Annotated in this window: 15 protein-coding genes and 1 pseudogene; 8 read left to right on the top strand and 8 right to left on the bottom strand. The window is 37.6% G+C overall.

The annotated features are described in order from the left end of the window. Window positions 1-163: 163 nt before the first annotated feature. From hutH to J7E63_RS05340, 3 genes are all read right to left on the bottom strand, one after another. Window positions 164-1684 carry a histidine ammonia-lyase gene (gene hutH, locus J7E63_RS05350; RefSeq protein ID WP_215010562.1) on the bottom strand — a complete coding sequence of 507 codons (1521 nt, stop codon included), beginning with the start codon at window positions 1682-1684 and terminating at the stop codon, window positions 164-166. Window positions 1685-1959: 275 nt separating this feature from the next. After that, complete coding sequence (locus J7E63_RS05345) at window positions 1960-2664, bottom strand: hypothetical protein (protein ID WP_215010561.1); 705 nt, start codon at window positions 2662-2664, stop codon at window positions 1960-1962. A 346-nt stretch (window positions 2665-3010) separates the two neighbouring features. Beyond that, complete coding sequence (locus tag J7E63_RS05340) at window positions 3011-3733, bottom strand: restriction endonuclease (RefSeq protein WP_251033381.1); 723 nt, start codon at window positions 3731-3733, stop codon at window positions 3011-3013. A 948-nt stretch (window positions 3734-4681) separates the two neighbouring features. Here J7E63_RS05340 and J7E63_RS05335 point away from each other — a divergent pair. From J7E63_RS05335 to J7E63_RS05315, 5 genes are all read left to right on the top strand, one after another. Beyond that, complete coding sequence (locus tag J7E63_RS05335; protein ID WP_215010560.1) at window positions 4682-5509, top strand: hypothetical protein; 828 nt, start codon at window positions 4682-4684, stop codon at window positions 5507-5509. Between the two features lie 383 nt (window positions 5510-5892). Next, a complete protein-coding gene (locus tag J7E63_RS05330) occupies window positions 5893-6504 on the top strand; it encodes a competence protein ComK (protein WP_215010559.1) in 612 nt (203 codons plus the stop codon). 41 nt (window positions 6505-6545) lie between these two features. Beyond that, a complete protein-coding gene (locus tag J7E63_RS05325; protein ID WP_215010558.1) occupies window positions 6546-6809 on the top strand; it encodes a helix-turn-helix domain-containing protein in 264 nt (87 codons plus the stop codon). Between the two features lie 210 nt (window positions 6810-7019). Next, window positions 7020-7283 carry a helix-turn-helix domain-containing protein gene (locus tag J7E63_RS05320; protein WP_215010557.1) on the top strand — a complete coding sequence of 88 codons (264 nt, stop codon included), beginning with the start codon at window positions 7020-7022 and terminating at the stop codon, window positions 7281-7283. A gap of 157 nt (window positions 7284-7440) precedes the next feature. Continuing rightward, complete coding sequence (locus tag J7E63_RS05315; RefSeq protein ID WP_215010556.1) at window positions 7441-7680, top strand: hypothetical protein; 240 nt, start codon at window positions 7441-7443, stop codon at window positions 7678-7680. Between the two features lie 956 nt (window positions 7681-8636). Here J7E63_RS05315 and J7E63_RS05310 read toward each other — a convergent pair. The 3 genes and pseudogenes from J7E63_RS05310 to J7E63_RS05300 form a co-directional block, all read right to left on the bottom strand. Beyond that, window positions 8637-9014: pseudogene (locus tag J7E63_RS05310) on the bottom strand (SH3 domain-containing protein); the annotation flags it as partial. Window positions 9015-9088: 74 nt separating this feature from the next. Continuing rightward, window positions 9089-9865, bottom strand: a complete 777-nt coding sequence (locus J7E63_RS05305) for an REP-associated tyrosine transposase (RefSeq protein WP_215010555.1) — start codon at window positions 9863-9865, stop codon at window positions 9089-9091. Between the two features lie 93 nt (window positions 9866-9958). Beyond that, entirely contained in the window at window positions 9959-11515 is a 1557-nt protein-coding gene (locus tag J7E63_RS05300) for a YifB family Mg chelatase-like AAA ATPase (RefSeq protein ID WP_215010554.1), read from the bottom strand. 351 nt (window positions 11516-11866) lie between these two features. On the opposite strand from J7E63_RS05300, the gene J7E63_RS05295 reads away from it, so the two are divergent. From J7E63_RS05295 to J7E63_RS05285, 3 genes are all read left to right on the top strand, one after another. Next, window positions 11867-12103 (top strand): DDE-type integrase/transposase/recombinase, encoded by a 237-nt coding sequence (locus J7E63_RS05295; RefSeq protein WP_215010553.1) that lies wholly within the window; start codon window positions 11867-11869, stop codon window positions 12101-12103. Further along, entirely contained in the window at window positions 12076-12249 is a 174-nt protein-coding gene (locus tag J7E63_RS30465) for an IS3 family transposase (protein ID WP_215010552.1), read from the top strand. Before J7E63_RS05295 ends, J7E63_RS30465 begins: the two co-directional genes overlap by 28 nt. A 351-nt stretch (window positions 12250-12600) precedes the next feature. After that, window positions 12601-13863 (top strand): family 1 glycosylhydrolase, encoded by a 1263-nt coding sequence (locus J7E63_RS05285; protein WP_215010551.1) that lies wholly within the window; start codon window positions 12601-12603, stop codon window positions 13861-13863. 332 nt (window positions 13864-14195) lie between these two features. Here J7E63_RS05285 and J7E63_RS05280 read toward each other — a convergent pair whose 3' ends face one another. Then, window positions 14196-14930, bottom strand: coding sequence for a phosphohexomutase domain-containing protein (locus tag J7E63_RS05280; protein WP_374193698.1), 735 nt, complete (start codon window positions 14928-14930; stop codon window positions 14196-14198). Further along, the gene (locus J7E63_RS30460; protein WP_374193697.1) at window positions 14881-15180 is read right to left on the bottom strand and encodes a hypothetical protein; all 300 of its coding nucleotides are present in this window, start codon (window positions 15178-15180) and stop codon (window positions 14881-14883) included. Before J7E63_RS30460 ends, J7E63_RS05280 begins: the two co-directional genes overlap by 50 nt. Window positions 15181-15250: the final 70 nt, after the last annotated feature.

Here is a 15250-nt window from a genome sequence, read left to right as displayed (position 1 = left end):
AACTCCTTAATCTAGCATTTGTTGATTGCGTTAATAATTCTTTTTTTTAATCGATCAATTCATTAAGGGCATAGAGAAAATTACTAGAAGATTAGCAGGAATCAAAAAGGTGTCTTAAAATATGAATTTCATTTTCAATTACGTTTGTTAGTAGGTCCTCTTCTTATTTGTTTACTTTGTCCACTTGCTGAAGTAATTTTGACAGATTCATTGTTTTCAGACCTTCAGCAGATTTTTCAATATCTTTTGAGAATATACGGTCTTTTTTAATCGAAGGAACAATTTCTCTTCCTTTCTCATAAAGCCGTTTTGTTTGGCTTGCCATTTTTTCAACTCCACGGTATTCAACCGCCTGCATCGCACAAATGAACTCAATTGCTAGGACTCTTCTAGTATTCTGAATAATGTGATAAGCATGCCTTGAACCGATCGTTCCCATGCTTACATGATCCTCTTGATTCGCCGATGAAGGAATCGAATCTACACTTGCTGGATGTGCCAGCGTTTTGTTCTCTGATGCAAGAGATGCGGCAACATATTGCATGATCATGGCACCAGATTGTAGTCCCGGTTCGGGGCTTAAAAAAGGCGGTAAATCATTTAACTGAGGGTTGATTAATCGTTCAATTCGTCTTTCTGATATATTTGCCATTTCCGCAACAGCAATTTTCATAAAATCCATTGCAAAAGCAATTGGCTGTCCATGGAAGTTACCACCGGAAATGACCTTTTCACCATCATCAAAAATTAGTGGATTATCTGTTGCTGCATTCATCTCAATTTCTAATTTTTCTTTTACATAATCAAGTGCTTGCCACGTGGCACCATGAACTTGCGGGATACAGCGAAGGGAATAAGCATCCTGTACTCTCAATTCCCCCTGTGTCGTCGTCAATAAACTATCGCTTAGGTAACCTCGGATTCGTGCAGCGGTATCAATTTGCTGTTGATAACCCCGTGCGATATGAACCTCTTCAGCAAAGGCATCAATAATCCCATGTAATCCTTCAATGGTCATAGAGGAAATTAACTCACTTTGGTATGCGAGTTGTTCTGCTTCTAGATAACCGACAACTCCCATTGCTGTCATTGCTTGGGTTCCATTGATAAGAGCAAGGCCTTCTTTTGCCTCAAGTGTTACTGGGAAGATTCCTTCTTGCTGTAAGGCTTCAAGTGAATCCATTCGATTTCCTTTATAAAATACTTCTCCTTCCCCGATTAGCACTAACGCCAGGTGTGAAAGCGGTGCCAAATCTCCGCTTGCTCCAAGGGAACCTTGCTGCGGAATCACAGGGATAATATCCTTGTTTACTAAATCTAATAACCTTTCAATAACAAGCGGCCTAATTCCAGAATAGCCCTTTAAAAGTGCGTTAGCGCGAAGAAGAACCATTGCTTTTGCAACAACCTCTGGGAACGGCTCACCTACGCCGCAAGCATGTGAACGAATTAAATTAAGCTGAAGATCTTGAACATGATCTTTATTAATAAGGACGTCACTAAATTTTCCAAACCCTGTTGTAATCCCATAGACTACTTTTGATTCTGAAACTATTCTTTCTACTGCTTCCCGACTCTTTCTAGCAGCCTCCATACTCATTTCTGAAGCGCTTACCTTCTGATTTCCGAATAAAATTTCCTTCATTTGTTTTAATGTTAAACTTTGACCTGTTAATGTTATCATTAACGTTCCTCCTCTAGCACTTTAGTATAATAAAGAAAGAGGCTGGATTCCGATTCCTATTAGAATTGGAGTCCAGCCTCTTTTATAACCATTTTTGAATATTGAACTATTTTTTTTCGCAGCCTCATGGGTAATCATCCCTTTATTCATATTCTATAATCCTATTGCTATGATAATTATTCTATGTAACGTAACCTTATCTGTCAACTAATTTTTCAGAATTTTAACACAATAATACTTTAGCACAATAGCAAATGAAAGACTGTCACCCTTAATTAAATGTCGACTTCCATTACATACCGCCCATAGGACGGGACAATCCGCACTTGTTGTAGTTTACCATCTATATGTGCGATTTTTCCCAGTTTTAATGTAAGAGGAGTTCCTGGTAATGAAAGCATATTTCCATTTTTAATTTTGGTAATTTGATTGGTTAAATAACAGGTCGTACGTCCATTTTTCGGTTTGTATTTTGGAATCTTTGGCTTTCCGGAAAAGCTAGTAGGCATGGTTTTATATTTCTTAGAGGCTTCGAAGAAACTTTTCCAATCATCATATACCTTTTTTATTGTTTGTTGATTGGACTGAGAGGGCATAGAAAGGTAATCGGTTTGTTTCATCACTTTAAACAGTGCTTCTACAAAGGTATAGGGAAGGAATGCATTCTTTGGATGGGGCATTTTAAATAGATTTGGTTTTGGCTCCAAAATATGGCCATTTTTATCGACTTTTTTAGGCTTAGATTTGGCTCTCTCAAAACTTTTTAGACGAATTTTATTCATTTGAGGTAAGTGGTCTTGAATTTCTGTTAGAACTTGAAGTTGATTTTCATTTCTTGTTTCTTTTTTTAAAGCAGTGTAAACCTGTCTAATATAGTAGTTGGTGATATTGTACAAGTTTTTCGCTTTAAAACAGAGTGAGTCACAGTAGTCGAACAATTCATGTTCCGGCTGAATTTGTATTTTATAGGATCGATACATTTCATTCCCCCCTCCTGAAGGAACAAGTGTTCTATTTATATTATCATTATACCAAAGAATTTCAAAGAATGTATAGTAAAATTACTGCATTATCCAAAAAAAACGAACAAAAATACAGCTTATATCCCCATAACTAAAGCTAGGGGTTTTACGCTGCTTTTTGATAACTAATTGAAAAGAAAAACGAAACTATATTATACCATTATATGTAATGTGTGATTAGACACTTTTAAGGTTCACCTATTAACTTCTAAATGTCTTCCCATAAACACATAGTAACTACCTAAGCTCGTTTATTAATTTTCTAATCTTTACCTTCACTTCTCTTAGGTTAGACTAATTAAATTTATAAATTCTTCGTATTTCGGCACTTTGGAAAACTACTGCACCCTAGAAATTCCCCTCTTTTCCCTGTCCTTAAAACCATAAGACTGCCACATTTACTACATGTGTCATTAGCACTGCTAGAATCGGAATGTATCCTTTTTGACGGAACCGGCTTTGTACTTCCTAGATTTAATAACAGGATATAATCAATTAACTCATCTCTATCCACCAGCAACACTTGGCCTTTACTTGCTAGTTCACTTGCTGCTTTTGTAAAATAACTATTCGAAACGACCCAAGCTTCCTCTGCCTGATAATACGATTTTGCTCCCATAACCTCTTGAACTGCTTTTATACCTACATCCTTTGCATACCTCTTTGCTTGAACAACAATCTTTTTTCCATCCTTCTTAAGCAATAGATCTGCACCATAATCACCACTGGCGCTCGTTACTTCTGCAGCATATCCTCTAGATAAATAAAGTTCCTTTAGATAATGCTCGAACTGAATGCCATCCATTGCATCAATATCCTCAATTCCAGAATTCCTTAACCGCCCTTTTTCCCTTTTAACTTTATATACAACTACACCAATGATAAATATCACGACCACTCCTACATTCATTAGCGTTAGATAAAGTTTTTGGGTAAAGTAATAGGAAACCCCGGCAACCAATAAAAGGAATAAGTATATACCATTTTCTAAATCTCTCTGTTGTTTCTTTGTTCTCTTCTTACTCAATTAAATCCCCCCAATACTAGCAAATACATCAAACATGGTCGTTTTCATTTCAGCTAACACTTTCATTCTACCATTTTCCACCAATCAGCACTCTACATATTCGACAAATGACGATAGAATTCTTCCTAATTAAACGTTTGATTGAAAGTGCCACAAACTCTTTGGAAAAAAGAACTTTAGCCTCGATTCAAGAGAATTTCTTGTCGAGGAAAAGCTCTGCTTTCTTCTCAAATTCTACAAAGCTAGCCAATAAAAATGGCTTTCTACAATCATCGACGGGCTCTTCCAAGTTGGCATGTTAATCAAACGATTGTGTAAAAATAGGATAAATCCCGTTGTTTAAAGCTTTCGCTCTTGATTCAGGTAAAATAATTGTCGGTGATCGACCAGATTTTAATAGTTTATTCCTCCAGATTAGCAATAATAATCTTTTTCGACTAAATACTGCATTCTTTGGCAAATACCTTGTTTTTCTCCTTTTACACAAACGATTGGTTAAAACTCGCCTCAGCACCCGTCACACCTGGACTTATCGCTTCAAATGCGTGAATAGAATGTCGATCGCTGTCTCCAACCATGCCTTTTTGAAAAAGGGAACCCAAATGGGCAGCTGAATTAGGATTTCTCCCCAGTCAAATATGTGACCTTTTACTGAGTGTCCCCTAGTAAACCTAGTTACAGAATAAATATAGATTTGTTATCAAAATCAGGTACTAACACCCCTTCAGGGGTTAAAGATGCAAATGATATGAAAACTAGATGAAATTGCAAAAAACGGCTTCAAAATTCACTTTTGACCCCCTTTTTGATGCGTTTCGTTACAAAATCGGCTCCAAAAGTGAATTTTGGTCGTTCGATTTACGCAGCCAAACCCGATATCGTTGAGGTGCTTGAATCGTTAACTTGACGATTGGAAGCAGAAATCAATGCGGTGGAAGGGTGTTTGAAATGGTAGGTTTAAAATCTGGCAATATCGAAGGATTTGAGCAGTTTTCACAATTTAGTTCGCTAAAGGAATTGAATACCCATATCGAGATGTGGTTAGCGGTACATAAGCATGATTTTTCAAAAGGGGCACTGATTGGATTGAAGCGGCTGGTTCGTTTTTCTGCCAAAATACCTGGCGTCTGCAATGCGAAAATAGGGACCATTTTAAAAGTGATTCATCAAGAATACAGCGATCATGGAATCTCACGCTCTACTTTTAAACGGATGATTCAAAAAGCAAAGGACTTGGGAATCCTCTCGGTTTATGAAACAGAAAGAAAAAATGGTTCACAGTCTAGTAACTTGTATTCGTTTAATCGCTTTCCTTCAAATGAACTACCTAAAGAGGAAATCTTGAACCACCCTAAAGAAACTAATAATCTTTTAAAAACTGAAAAAGATCAAAAGATAAAAGAACGTAAAGAAGAACCGTCCGAATTAGATCATACCTATGTGAGCGACCGAGTTCCACAGCCTTTTGTTCAACTGGTAAAATGCTTCTTTCCTGAATCAAAGACAATCGAAGAGTATTGGAAAATGGTGAAAATCACCGCCTATCAGCACCATTGGGAAAATGATCCCGAACTAATCCTAGATGTCGCCCTCCAATCCTTTAAGCAGCTCATCAGGAAGCTGAAGTTCAACAGCAACATCAAGAACCCCTTCGGCTATTTTTATGGAATCTTAGATCATAAGTTTTTCATACTTTATCATGAAGCACTCGAAGAGAAGTTTGATGTGAATGATGAGGAAATTGTATTTTGTCTGGGTTCCAATCTGAATCATTAACAGTTTAGTAACAACGGTTTTGGTGAAGAGATCATGTTTTTTGGTTTCACTTTACTACATACACCCCTAAGACTTTTCACATTTCTGGCCACGACTAGCACTTTAATCTGTCACTGGATTGTCACGAAATAAGGCGAATTATGGCGAATCCACATACCATAGTCCGTGGTAATAAAGTCCTAATTACTATTTAATTAATACGAGAGGCAAGGATTAACATATTTTCTAAATTATCTCGACTGAGCAAATAGGTTAAACAATAATACCTGCTAAGTGAGAAATCTACCCGCAAGCTGCCAAAGTAGTCAGAGACGATCCATACAGATAATGAACGCACAACCTTCCTTTCCAACGGGCAGTACATAACAGTTATAGTAGTAGGTATGCCTTTTTTCAAATCAAATGATTTAAAGGAGAGGAAGACCATTATTATTCAAAAAAGCTATTTTATTGAAAAAAAAATGATCTTACTGATGGGAGAATATGATTGTTATGGCAAACTGTGTGCACGAGTCATGGCAGGAGGTTCGTCTTTTCTGGTTGATCGAACACCGCTACAACTATTAGACGATACATTAAATTACATAGGATACGATTTAAGAGGAGCGATGGCCAGTGCCAAACTCATCCTTGGTGAACGGGCGAGGTGTCCAATCATCGTCAACCCTTACTTGGGTATTTGCCTGTTTCCGAACAAATCACCTCATAAAGGGGATTGTATTTGGTTTAGCCCTGAACATATTGTGAGAACAAAAGCGATGGGACATAAGACGGAAGTGGAATTAAGTAACGGTCATTCCATTATCGTTGATTCAAGATTAACTTTCTTTAATAATAGGATTCACAAAGCCAATCAATTGATGCAGATATCTATGAAAAGAGGAAACCATCCAGGTCCGCTCACTTTTTACCTCGAACCCCCAAAAGGGCATAAGTTAACCAAGGAGAACACAGGAAAATACAATTTTAGTAACCTAGATGATGACCATAAATAATGTTTAGATCTGGACTATATCATTGAAAAAGGGGTATTTCTTTGGATAATTCAACTTCTTACTTCGGAATCGTATTAAAAAAATTAAGGAATGCGCAGCAGCTTTCCCAAGAAGCGTTGGCCTACCGCTGCTGTCGACATCCCTCCTATATCAGTTTAATGGAAAGAAATATTAAAAAACCTAGCCTGGACACAATCATGGCTCTTGCTATCGGTTTGGAAATGAAAGCTTCTGAAATGTTAATAGAAGTAGAACAACATACTGAGAACAAGGGGTCAAAGGATGATTCTGATAATGAAGACTAAGACTAATCATTAAATAAAAGCCAGGGATTTCAAATACCTGATTGGAGAATCAAGACTTTTAGTACCCATTTTATGTGTCTATTTTAGTGAGATTAGCTGTTAAACTGTACAAATTTCAATTATTTTTCCAATTCGGTGTGCTTTGTAGGCTACAGCCCGTGGAGCTATACTGTGCCAAGTTATGTAATGGTCTTAAAAAGGAGAATTTCCTTGAAAAAAGAAAAGGCCATTTACATAGGTGAAGTACTGAAACAGTTGCGGCTTGCTACTGGTATGTCTCAAGAAGAATTGGCTCATCGCTGCAAACTAGATCGATCATTTATGAGTGATCTTGAAACGGATAAAAAAGGCCCATCCTTAATGACTACTTTTAAACTCGCTAAGGGTCTAGGGCTCAGGACCAAAGACCTTGTAGGAGAAATTGAAGAAAACATTGATTTTGAAAGTATATTTGAAGAAGAGCCTGAAAAATAAAAAAGGATCTATCTCATTTAGCTAATACCTTAGAAAAGTAAGAGTTAAATCTGCTCTTACTTTTCCTATTTTTAGGCGTATACTATTATATGAAAACATACTTTTTAAATATATGAAGCTATGAATCCCTTTACTTTCTAGACAGGAGGTTAATTGTATGAGGATTGTATCAGAAACATACGGTGAGGAACTAGAGATTAGAAAAATGTACATAGACAACAGTTTCACGATTATTGTCGAGATATTTACGGTGCCTGAAGGTTATAAAAGCTTCGCTAGAAATTCCTATCTTCACCACGATGAATTATCAGGATCTGGATTTCATGAAAATAAAGAAGAGAGTGTGAATCTAGCCGTCAATGATTTATATGAATTGATGGAAGAGTTCCCGGGATAATAATAGTTAAAGAAATATTCATGAATGGATCCGGGAGTAAAGTAAATGATTATTCGAAGGAAAGACGATATTGAGCATTTTTATGATTGGTTTGGGAATAAAGCCAAATGGTATGGTTCCAAGCACTACATCACATTACTAGATGAATAAAATAACGGCACACTGACCTTCACTCAATATCGGGCGATGATAGGCATCGGAAGTTATCTCAAACTTTTGCAGTACTTCTCCCGCCTCTGTTCTTCTGATCCTTCGTAATAGTCTAATAGGCAGTTCATATTCATAAAGCATGGCGGTAACGTGTTTGGATATCTATATAAATAATAGCTGCTCCAAGGATAATACTCAGGCAACCTGACCATCTTTGCCTCAACAGGATTTAGATGTATGCCACCCACTATACAAATTCATTATTATATCTGGTGCGGGGCAGGGGATATTACCTTCTCAACAGGAATATTTTTATGTATAATGGAGATATAATATAAAAGAGAGAAGTGTTGCTAGCACTCTTCTTCTGCAGCCCCTACCGCAGGGTGGTTGTTGTCTAGGTTAATTATTATCAGAACCCCCTTTTGCTTGCGACGGCGTAGGGTGGTTTTCTCGTTTTCTAGAACATTCTTCCGAAAAAAATATGCACATACTTCCCGCGCAATCCCCTTCAGAACTTCTCGTAGAATTTCAAGAAATTCTTCCATAATCCATCTAAAAGCCTATCAATCTTCGACAAAGTTAGGGGCGTGACAGGCACTGGGATTTACATCTTTAGTTGAATTTAACGGCTAACTGCCTCCTATGTCATGCTAATATGCATCTTTCCTTATGTTGTGGGCTAATGCCACAATTCATAAATGTGTCCCTTTCTCTTCTTTGGCCGCCTGGGTAATCATTATTTTGCAAAAAAAAAAAACCAACAGAAAAATAAATCTGTTGGCTTTTTGTTTCTCCGTGGAAAATTAGTATTTGTTTAGCTCCTGAATCGAAGTTTGAATGATGACTGGATTCATTTTAGGATCCAACCATTTCAGGATGTTGACAACATTCGTTTGAGAAGTGGAAGTACATCCCAGCGTATAGCCACTTCCAATGTGGAAGAAAATCGCACTACCTTTATTCGGAGTTCGTTGTGTATTGTAGTTAATAACGAAACCGTAGGTATAAGCTGCGATGTTCATGTTTTCAGCACTCTTCCATTGACCTTGTGTTTTACTTCTTGATTGCCAAGTGTTGTAAAGTTTTGAAGTTGGATCATCTACCCAAACATCATCGCTTGTGATTTTTCTATAAGGCATTTTGGTTCCTGGATTTCCATAACGTCCAAATGTGGTTCCAACGCCACAGGGACGGTTCTATTGGTTTCCTTATGGGTTTTAAATGAGGTTAGTTCCAACCACAAGAACCATTCCCTTCACGCTTTAGATATCAGTGTCCGTGAAACACCTAAAATTCTTGCTGTCTGGCGTTGTGACAGCCCTTTGATTCCTTTTGTTTTTCGCAGAATCTCATTTCTTTTAAGTCTAGGCAAACTCTTTAATTGGGCGATTTCAATTCCGTTCAGTACCTTTTTAATCACTTCCCTTGCTTCCTCATCTGTAAATCTTCTTTCATTCACGTGGTCAGCAAGACATTGGTCCTGATTGACCCTTTCATTAAATTCTTTAAATTTCTCTCTAGCCAGAGTGATATCCTCTGAAAACATTCCCAAAATAAATTCATGGTCCAGCAGTTTCCTTGGCTCATCGTTGATACCGTAATATGGCCGGCAGCTGCTCCACCGCCATTCATCCATCCGTTTGACGATTCCTGCTTTAAGTGGATTTTGATGGATGTATCTTACAACGGTTAATAAGTACTGATCATTTTCTACATTCTCACTCTTGAACCTGTCCTGAAAAAGATGTCCTGATGTTTCGTACTTCCAGTTATAGTACAAGACAAAACTAACACCTATTCGCTTCATGGTAATCGAAATATCTTCATTGCCCTCTCTTACCAGCAGGTGTACATGATTACTCATCAAACACCAACCGTAAATCTTCACCTTAGTTTTCAGCTTATATTTTTGTAAAATCTCAATAAAGCTCAGGCAATCCTCATCATCATGGAAGATTTCCTGTCTATTGGCACCTCTCAGCATAATATGGTAGATTCCACTCCCGCTTTTCACTCTGGCTCTTCGAGGCATCTTAATCACCACTGGAAAACATCGGCATATTCTTTTGCTTTACTCCCCTAAAAGAGCAAGCAAGCACCAATATTAGATTTTCTTTTTCTCTGCTCACTGATAGTTCCATTCACTCTTCTCCCCTGCCATTGTTTCACAAGGCGCCATTCCTTTTGGCTTATCTATTTTCCTTAATTGTATTGCCTCACTAAGAGCCTCATCCGATATTGATTTTTCTCCATTTAAGTCAGCAATCGTTCTTGCCAAGCGGATAATCTTTATTTGCACACGGTTACTAAGTCCTTGCTTGATTGACATACTTTGTAGTAATTGCTGCTGTCTGCTTGTTAAAGGTGATTCACCAATCAGCTTTTCAAATGGGACACTTCCATTACAAATCTCTTTACCGTACCGTTTATATTGTGTTTCTCTAGCAGCGATAACCCGCTTTTGTACTTCATCTGATGATTCAATTCCTTTGAAATCGTGATCCTTCAGATTAACTGGCTTTAAAGATAGCAGAATATCAATTCTATCTAAGATAGGGCCTGAGACGCGATTTTGATACGATTTAATTTGATTTTCAGAACAGGTGCAATATTGCTGACTGGAACCAAAATAACCGCAATGACAGGGGTTCATGGCAGCGATAAAAATAAACTTTGCGGGATACGTCACAGTAGAATGGACACGGCTGATCGTTACCTTCTCATTTTCTAATGGCTGTCTTAGCATATCTAATGTTTTCTTTGAAAATTCCCCTAATTCATCTAAGAAAAGAACACCCCGATGGGCTAACGACACTTCACCAGGTTTCGGATTGGTACCACCACCGATAATCGAAACAGATGAGGCAGAATGATGTGGATGACGATATGAAGGTAGGGAAAGGGAATGATAGGGAGCACCGGCTAGTTGGTAGAGACTTATTTTCTCCAACTGAGCTCCTTTGGATAAGGAAGAGAGGATCGAGGGGAAGGTTTCAGCTAGTAAACTCTTACCACATCCGGGTGGGCCGTCCATCAAAACATAGTGTTCACCACTTGCAGCAATTTCTAGTGCTCTTTTTGCAAATTCATGACCTATAATTTGGTTAAAATCCCTTTCTACCACCATGTGATCTTCCAGCAGTTCAATTGGTTGAAGAAGAGGAAACATCGGCCTGCCTGCTAAATGGTCCATGACATCTTGAAGCGTCTCTATGTAAACTAGCTCTAAATCAGTCAATTCAATTTTAGGAATGGTAGGGTCAAAGGGGAGAAAAAGCTTTTTTAACTTCAGTTTTTTCGCTGCTAAGATAGCTGCAATCATTCCTTCCACCGGAAGTATTGTTCCGTCTAATGATATAGCTCCAATAAAACCAGTATCGTTAGGAATTTTCTCCTTTACAAACTTCCCACTTATCAATACTCCAATAGCAATCGCTAGATCAAATAATGGACCATTTTTCTTTTGTTCGGCAGGCGATAGATTTATGGTTACTTTCATATCTACTAAAGAATTCCCCATACTATGCAGTGCAGCTGCAACCCGTTCCTTTGATTCTTTTACCGACGCATCAGGGAGCCCGACAATCACAATGGATTCAATTCCCTCTTTCACCTGAACCTCCACTTGGACACGATATCCCTCCAAGCCCTTTAGTCCAATGCTTGTAACTTTTACTGACATGTTTAAATTCCCTCCTCGAATATATAGTGGATATTTTCTATTTCTCAAAATGGAGATTATGAATAGTTACTAGTACACAATGGTGAAGTATTCAAGAGTAGTTGGATCATGGGGTCAAGTGGTGAAAAATTTGAATAAAGGATTGGATAGGGTAGTAAGGTTGAAATGGGATGAAACAGATAGATAATATATTTCCATTGGTGGGTAAACACACGAGGGGATCTTTAGCGGAAGGAAAGGAGTAAACTGTTTCTATCAAACCTATCATACACTAATTTTCAAAATACTTCATTCATTTTTTGCTTATACCCTGCTTAAAAAAATCAGGATAAAGCCGGTAGAACCGTCCCCATGGTCCTCCCATGGTCCTCCCATGATGTCAATCTAGTAGAAGATACGCTTGTCTCTGCATTAGAAACTAGAAATAAAAAGAAGGGGATGATTATTCATTCTGACCAAGGAATGCCCTACCGGTCAAATAGATGGAAAGAGTTAATGGGGGAAGGGGAAAATAAAATCACTCCAAGTATGTCTAGAAAAGCAAATGCCCTCGATAATGCATGTATAGAAAGCTTTTTCTCTTTCTAAAAGCAGAACGCAAAGAACTAAAAACAGTTAAGGTTATAGACGAAGCTAAACAGATTATTCATGAGTATATAAACTATTATAACCATCACCGAATTCAAGGGGTCTTAGATTACAAAACACCTAAACTATATGCAGCAGCCAGTTAAGAGACAGACCACAGGGCTAGTCTTTCTCCTTCGCTTCTTACAGACCAATTCTCAGAATTCTGGGAGTCTGTCAAGTGCTTTCCTTGACAGGCTCCCAGGGTTCTGAGACCATGCGAAAAGATGAGAAGAAGAAAGGAACCAGAGCGATTATTACTGATTCCTTTCTCTAAATCCGAATTTATATTGTCTACTTCTGGGATCGCAACGCACAGGCACGGAGATTACTATTTGAATTTTATCAATATCTGTGGAAATAAGTGTTGCTAAACAAAAAATATGTTATAGAAGATATAGGTGAAATAAGGTATCATGACCTTAGCAATAATATTAATGATAAGGTAGTGTGGGATTTTGGGGAAATTGAGTCGTATTGCAAAGAAAACAATATTATTCACATCTGTTCTTAGTTTTAGTTTATTGGCACTCACAGGATGTAAAGATAAAGCTATGACTAAAACATTTAATAATGACCAATTTGGAGTCAATATTCACTTTACAGGCAACCAGCCAACCGATATTGAATTAATCAAGAGTGCAGGTTTGCGTGTTGTTCGTACAGATCTTACATGGTCGCGAATAGAGAGGGAAAAGGGGAAATATGATTTTATAACAACTGGATATGACGAATTAACTAACTCATTAATCAAGAATAATATTCGCCCCTACTATATACTCGATTATAGTAATAGTTTGTACGAAAAAGACCTATCTATTGTAACTAATGATGGTCGAGAAGCATTTAATAAATACGTGGATAGTGTAACTAAAAGATACAGCGGGAATAGTATTGTGTGGGAAATTTGGAATGAGCCTAATGGGTTTTATTGGAAACCAAACCCTAACGTTGAGGCATACTCTCAGTTAGTAAAAGGTGCTTCAAAAATAATAAAAAGAAATGATCCTAGTGCTCAGGTTGTTGCACCAGCTCTTACAGGTTTGAATAGTGATTCAATAGTTTGGCTTGAGGAAGTATTCAAACGAGGTGCTATGGAGGATGTGGATGCTGTTTCTGTTCACCCATATCGTGGTGCTCCACCAGAAACTGTAGTAAATGATTATCAATTATTAAGAAAAATGATTAGCAAATATACAAAAAAGGATATGCCTATCGTTTCAGGAGAATGGGGCTACTCAACTACCCATGGATGGTCAGGTCAAGACTTAAACGAAAATAAACAGGCCGAATATCTTGTTAGAATGTTTTTAATTAATGAATATAAAGGAATACCGATTAGCATTTGGTATGATTGGAAAAATGATGGACAAGATCCTAATAATGCTGAACATAATTTTGGAATTTTATGGGGGGATAATAATCCCAAACCAGCTTACCAAGCATTGAAAACTCTTACACACACATTAAACGGATATCACTTCAATAAAAGATTAGAATTCGGACAACCAAAAGACTATATTTTTAAGTTCACTAATACAGCTGGACAAAAAGTTTTAGCTTTTTGGACAATTGAAGCTAATCATTACTTAACAATATCTTTACCTTCAAGTAAAGGAGAACTGGTATCTATGTTAGGTGAAACGCAAACAGTAAAGTGGAATACAAATCAAGTAACGCTAAGTCTTTCTTCCAGTCCTAATTATTTAATAATCGAATAATACGTATTTGGACGAAAAGGCGACGTAACTCAATAACATAGCAACCAACATGTGCGATATGTTTACTGATGAAATTACAATAAGGTTTTTTTCGAAGCAATAGAAAAGCTAATTGTGGAGAACGTGTATATTATCCCGACTCTGTTAAAACAATTTAAGATTATCACTTGTTTGTCCCTGACATATTGATAACTATAAAAGAAACTCCACAGGGACGTTCTCATGGTTTTTAATGAGGTTAGTGCTGATCACAAAAACCGTTCCCATGGACTCACTAATATCTACAAAAAACGCACCCTTGCCCATAAGGGGGCAAGAGTGCATGTTATAAACTAAGATAGAATCGCATCGAATCTATTCATTACCGAATTTAGGATGGCTGATAACTTCTCTTGGCTATCTTCCATAGTTTCACCCTTCACCCCAAAATAAAACTTCGCCTTTGGCTCTGTTCCAGATGGACGAAGACAGAACCATGAACCATCCGCCAAATGATACTTTAGGACATTGGATTGTGGCAAATCGATCTTGCTTTCTGTTCCATTAATGAATCTTAAAGACGTTGAATAATACTCAATAGCTGCTACCTCAATTCCAGCCACTTCCATTAATCGTTCACTTCTAAATGCATCCATTAAACCAGCAATTTGTTCTGCACCATCTTTTCCTTTTAAGGTAATCGATTGGAAAGATTCTAGATAGAAACCGTACCTTTCAAAAATAGCTAAGAGTCCTTCATACATGGTCATGCCTTTTGACTTATAAAAGGCAGCAACTTCGGCAGCTAAAATGGCTGATTGGACCGCATCCTTGTCCCGAACAAAGTCACCAATTAAATAGCCATAGCTTTCTTCATTCCCAAATAATAAGGTAGAAGCGCCTGTTTGATCAAACTCATTAATCTTTTCTCCAACGAATTTAAATCCTGTTAGGGTATCGATTGATTTTATCCCGTAATGCTCAGCAATAGCTCGACCAATTTCCGAAGTAACAATCGTTTTGATTATGACACAATTTTCAGGCAGCGATCCTTTTGCTTGTTTTTGAGATAACAAATACTCCAGCATTAAGGCACCCATCTGGATCCGTAGCCAGGAGGATATCTGCATTGATCTTTTCTACATACTGAATAGCCAATTCAAAGGCCGCATGTTCTTCAGGGTTCGGAGATTTAACGGTAGAGAAGTTAGCATCAGGATGTTCCTGCTCCTTCACAGCGGTGACATTCTCAAAGCCAAATGCCTCTAGCCCCGCACGAACTGAGTTATTCCCTGTCTCATGTAATGGAGAATAAACAACTCTCATGTCTTTTGCCACGCCTGCAACCACTTCTGGGTTTAATTAAAGTGTTTTTAATTGTTCAATATGTATACGGCCACCCAAAAGT

This window comes from Bacillus sp. ISL-75 (assembly GCF_018613095.1).
Note: the sequence above shows the minus strand (reverse complement) of the source record. Positions and strands in the feature narration are given on the sequence as shown.

What these genes read in the sequence shown, in the direction of transcription:
- J7E63_RS30465 (WP_215010552.1), top strand. Translation starts at nt 12,076, where the DNA reads ATGTATAGAAAGCTTTTTCTCTTTCTAAAAGCAGAACGCAAAGAACTA.
- J7E63_RS05330 (WP_215010559.1), top strand. Translation starts at nt 5,893, where the DNA reads ATGCCTTTTTTCAAATCAAATGATTTAAAGGAGAGGAAGACCATTATT.
- J7E63_RS05315 (WP_215010556.1), top strand. Translation starts at nt 7,441, where the DNA reads ATGAGGATTGTATCAGAAACATACGGTGAGGAACTAGAGATTAGAAAA.
- J7E63_RS05305 (WP_215010555.1), bottom strand. Translation starts at nt 9,865, where the DNA reads ATGCCTCGAAGAGCCAGAGTGAAAAGCGGGAGTGGAATCTACCATATT.
- J7E63_RS05295 (WP_215010553.1), top strand. Translation starts at nt 11,867, where the DNA reads ATGGTCCTCCCATGGTCCTCCCATGATGTCAATCTAGTAGAAGATACG.
- J7E63_RS05300 (WP_215010554.1), bottom strand. Translation starts at nt 11,515, where the DNA reads ATGTCAGTAAAAGTTACAAGCATTGGACTAAAGGGCTTGGAGGGATAT.
- hutH (WP_215010562.1), bottom strand. Translation starts at nt 1,684, where the DNA reads ATGATAACATTAACAGGTCAAAGTTTAACATTAAAACAAATGAAGGAA.
- J7E63_RS05345 (WP_215010561.1), bottom strand. Translation starts at nt 2,664, where the DNA reads ATGTATCGATCCTATAAAATACAAATTCAGCCGGAACATGAATTGTTC.
- J7E63_RS05335 (WP_215010560.1), top strand. Translation starts at nt 4,682, where the DNA reads ATGGTAGGTTTAAAATCTGGCAATATCGAAGGATTTGAGCAGTTTTCA.
- J7E63_RS05280 (WP_374193698.1), bottom strand. Translation starts at nt 14,930, where the DNA reads ATGCTGGAGTATTTGTTATCTCAAAAACAAGCAAAAGGATCGCTGCCT.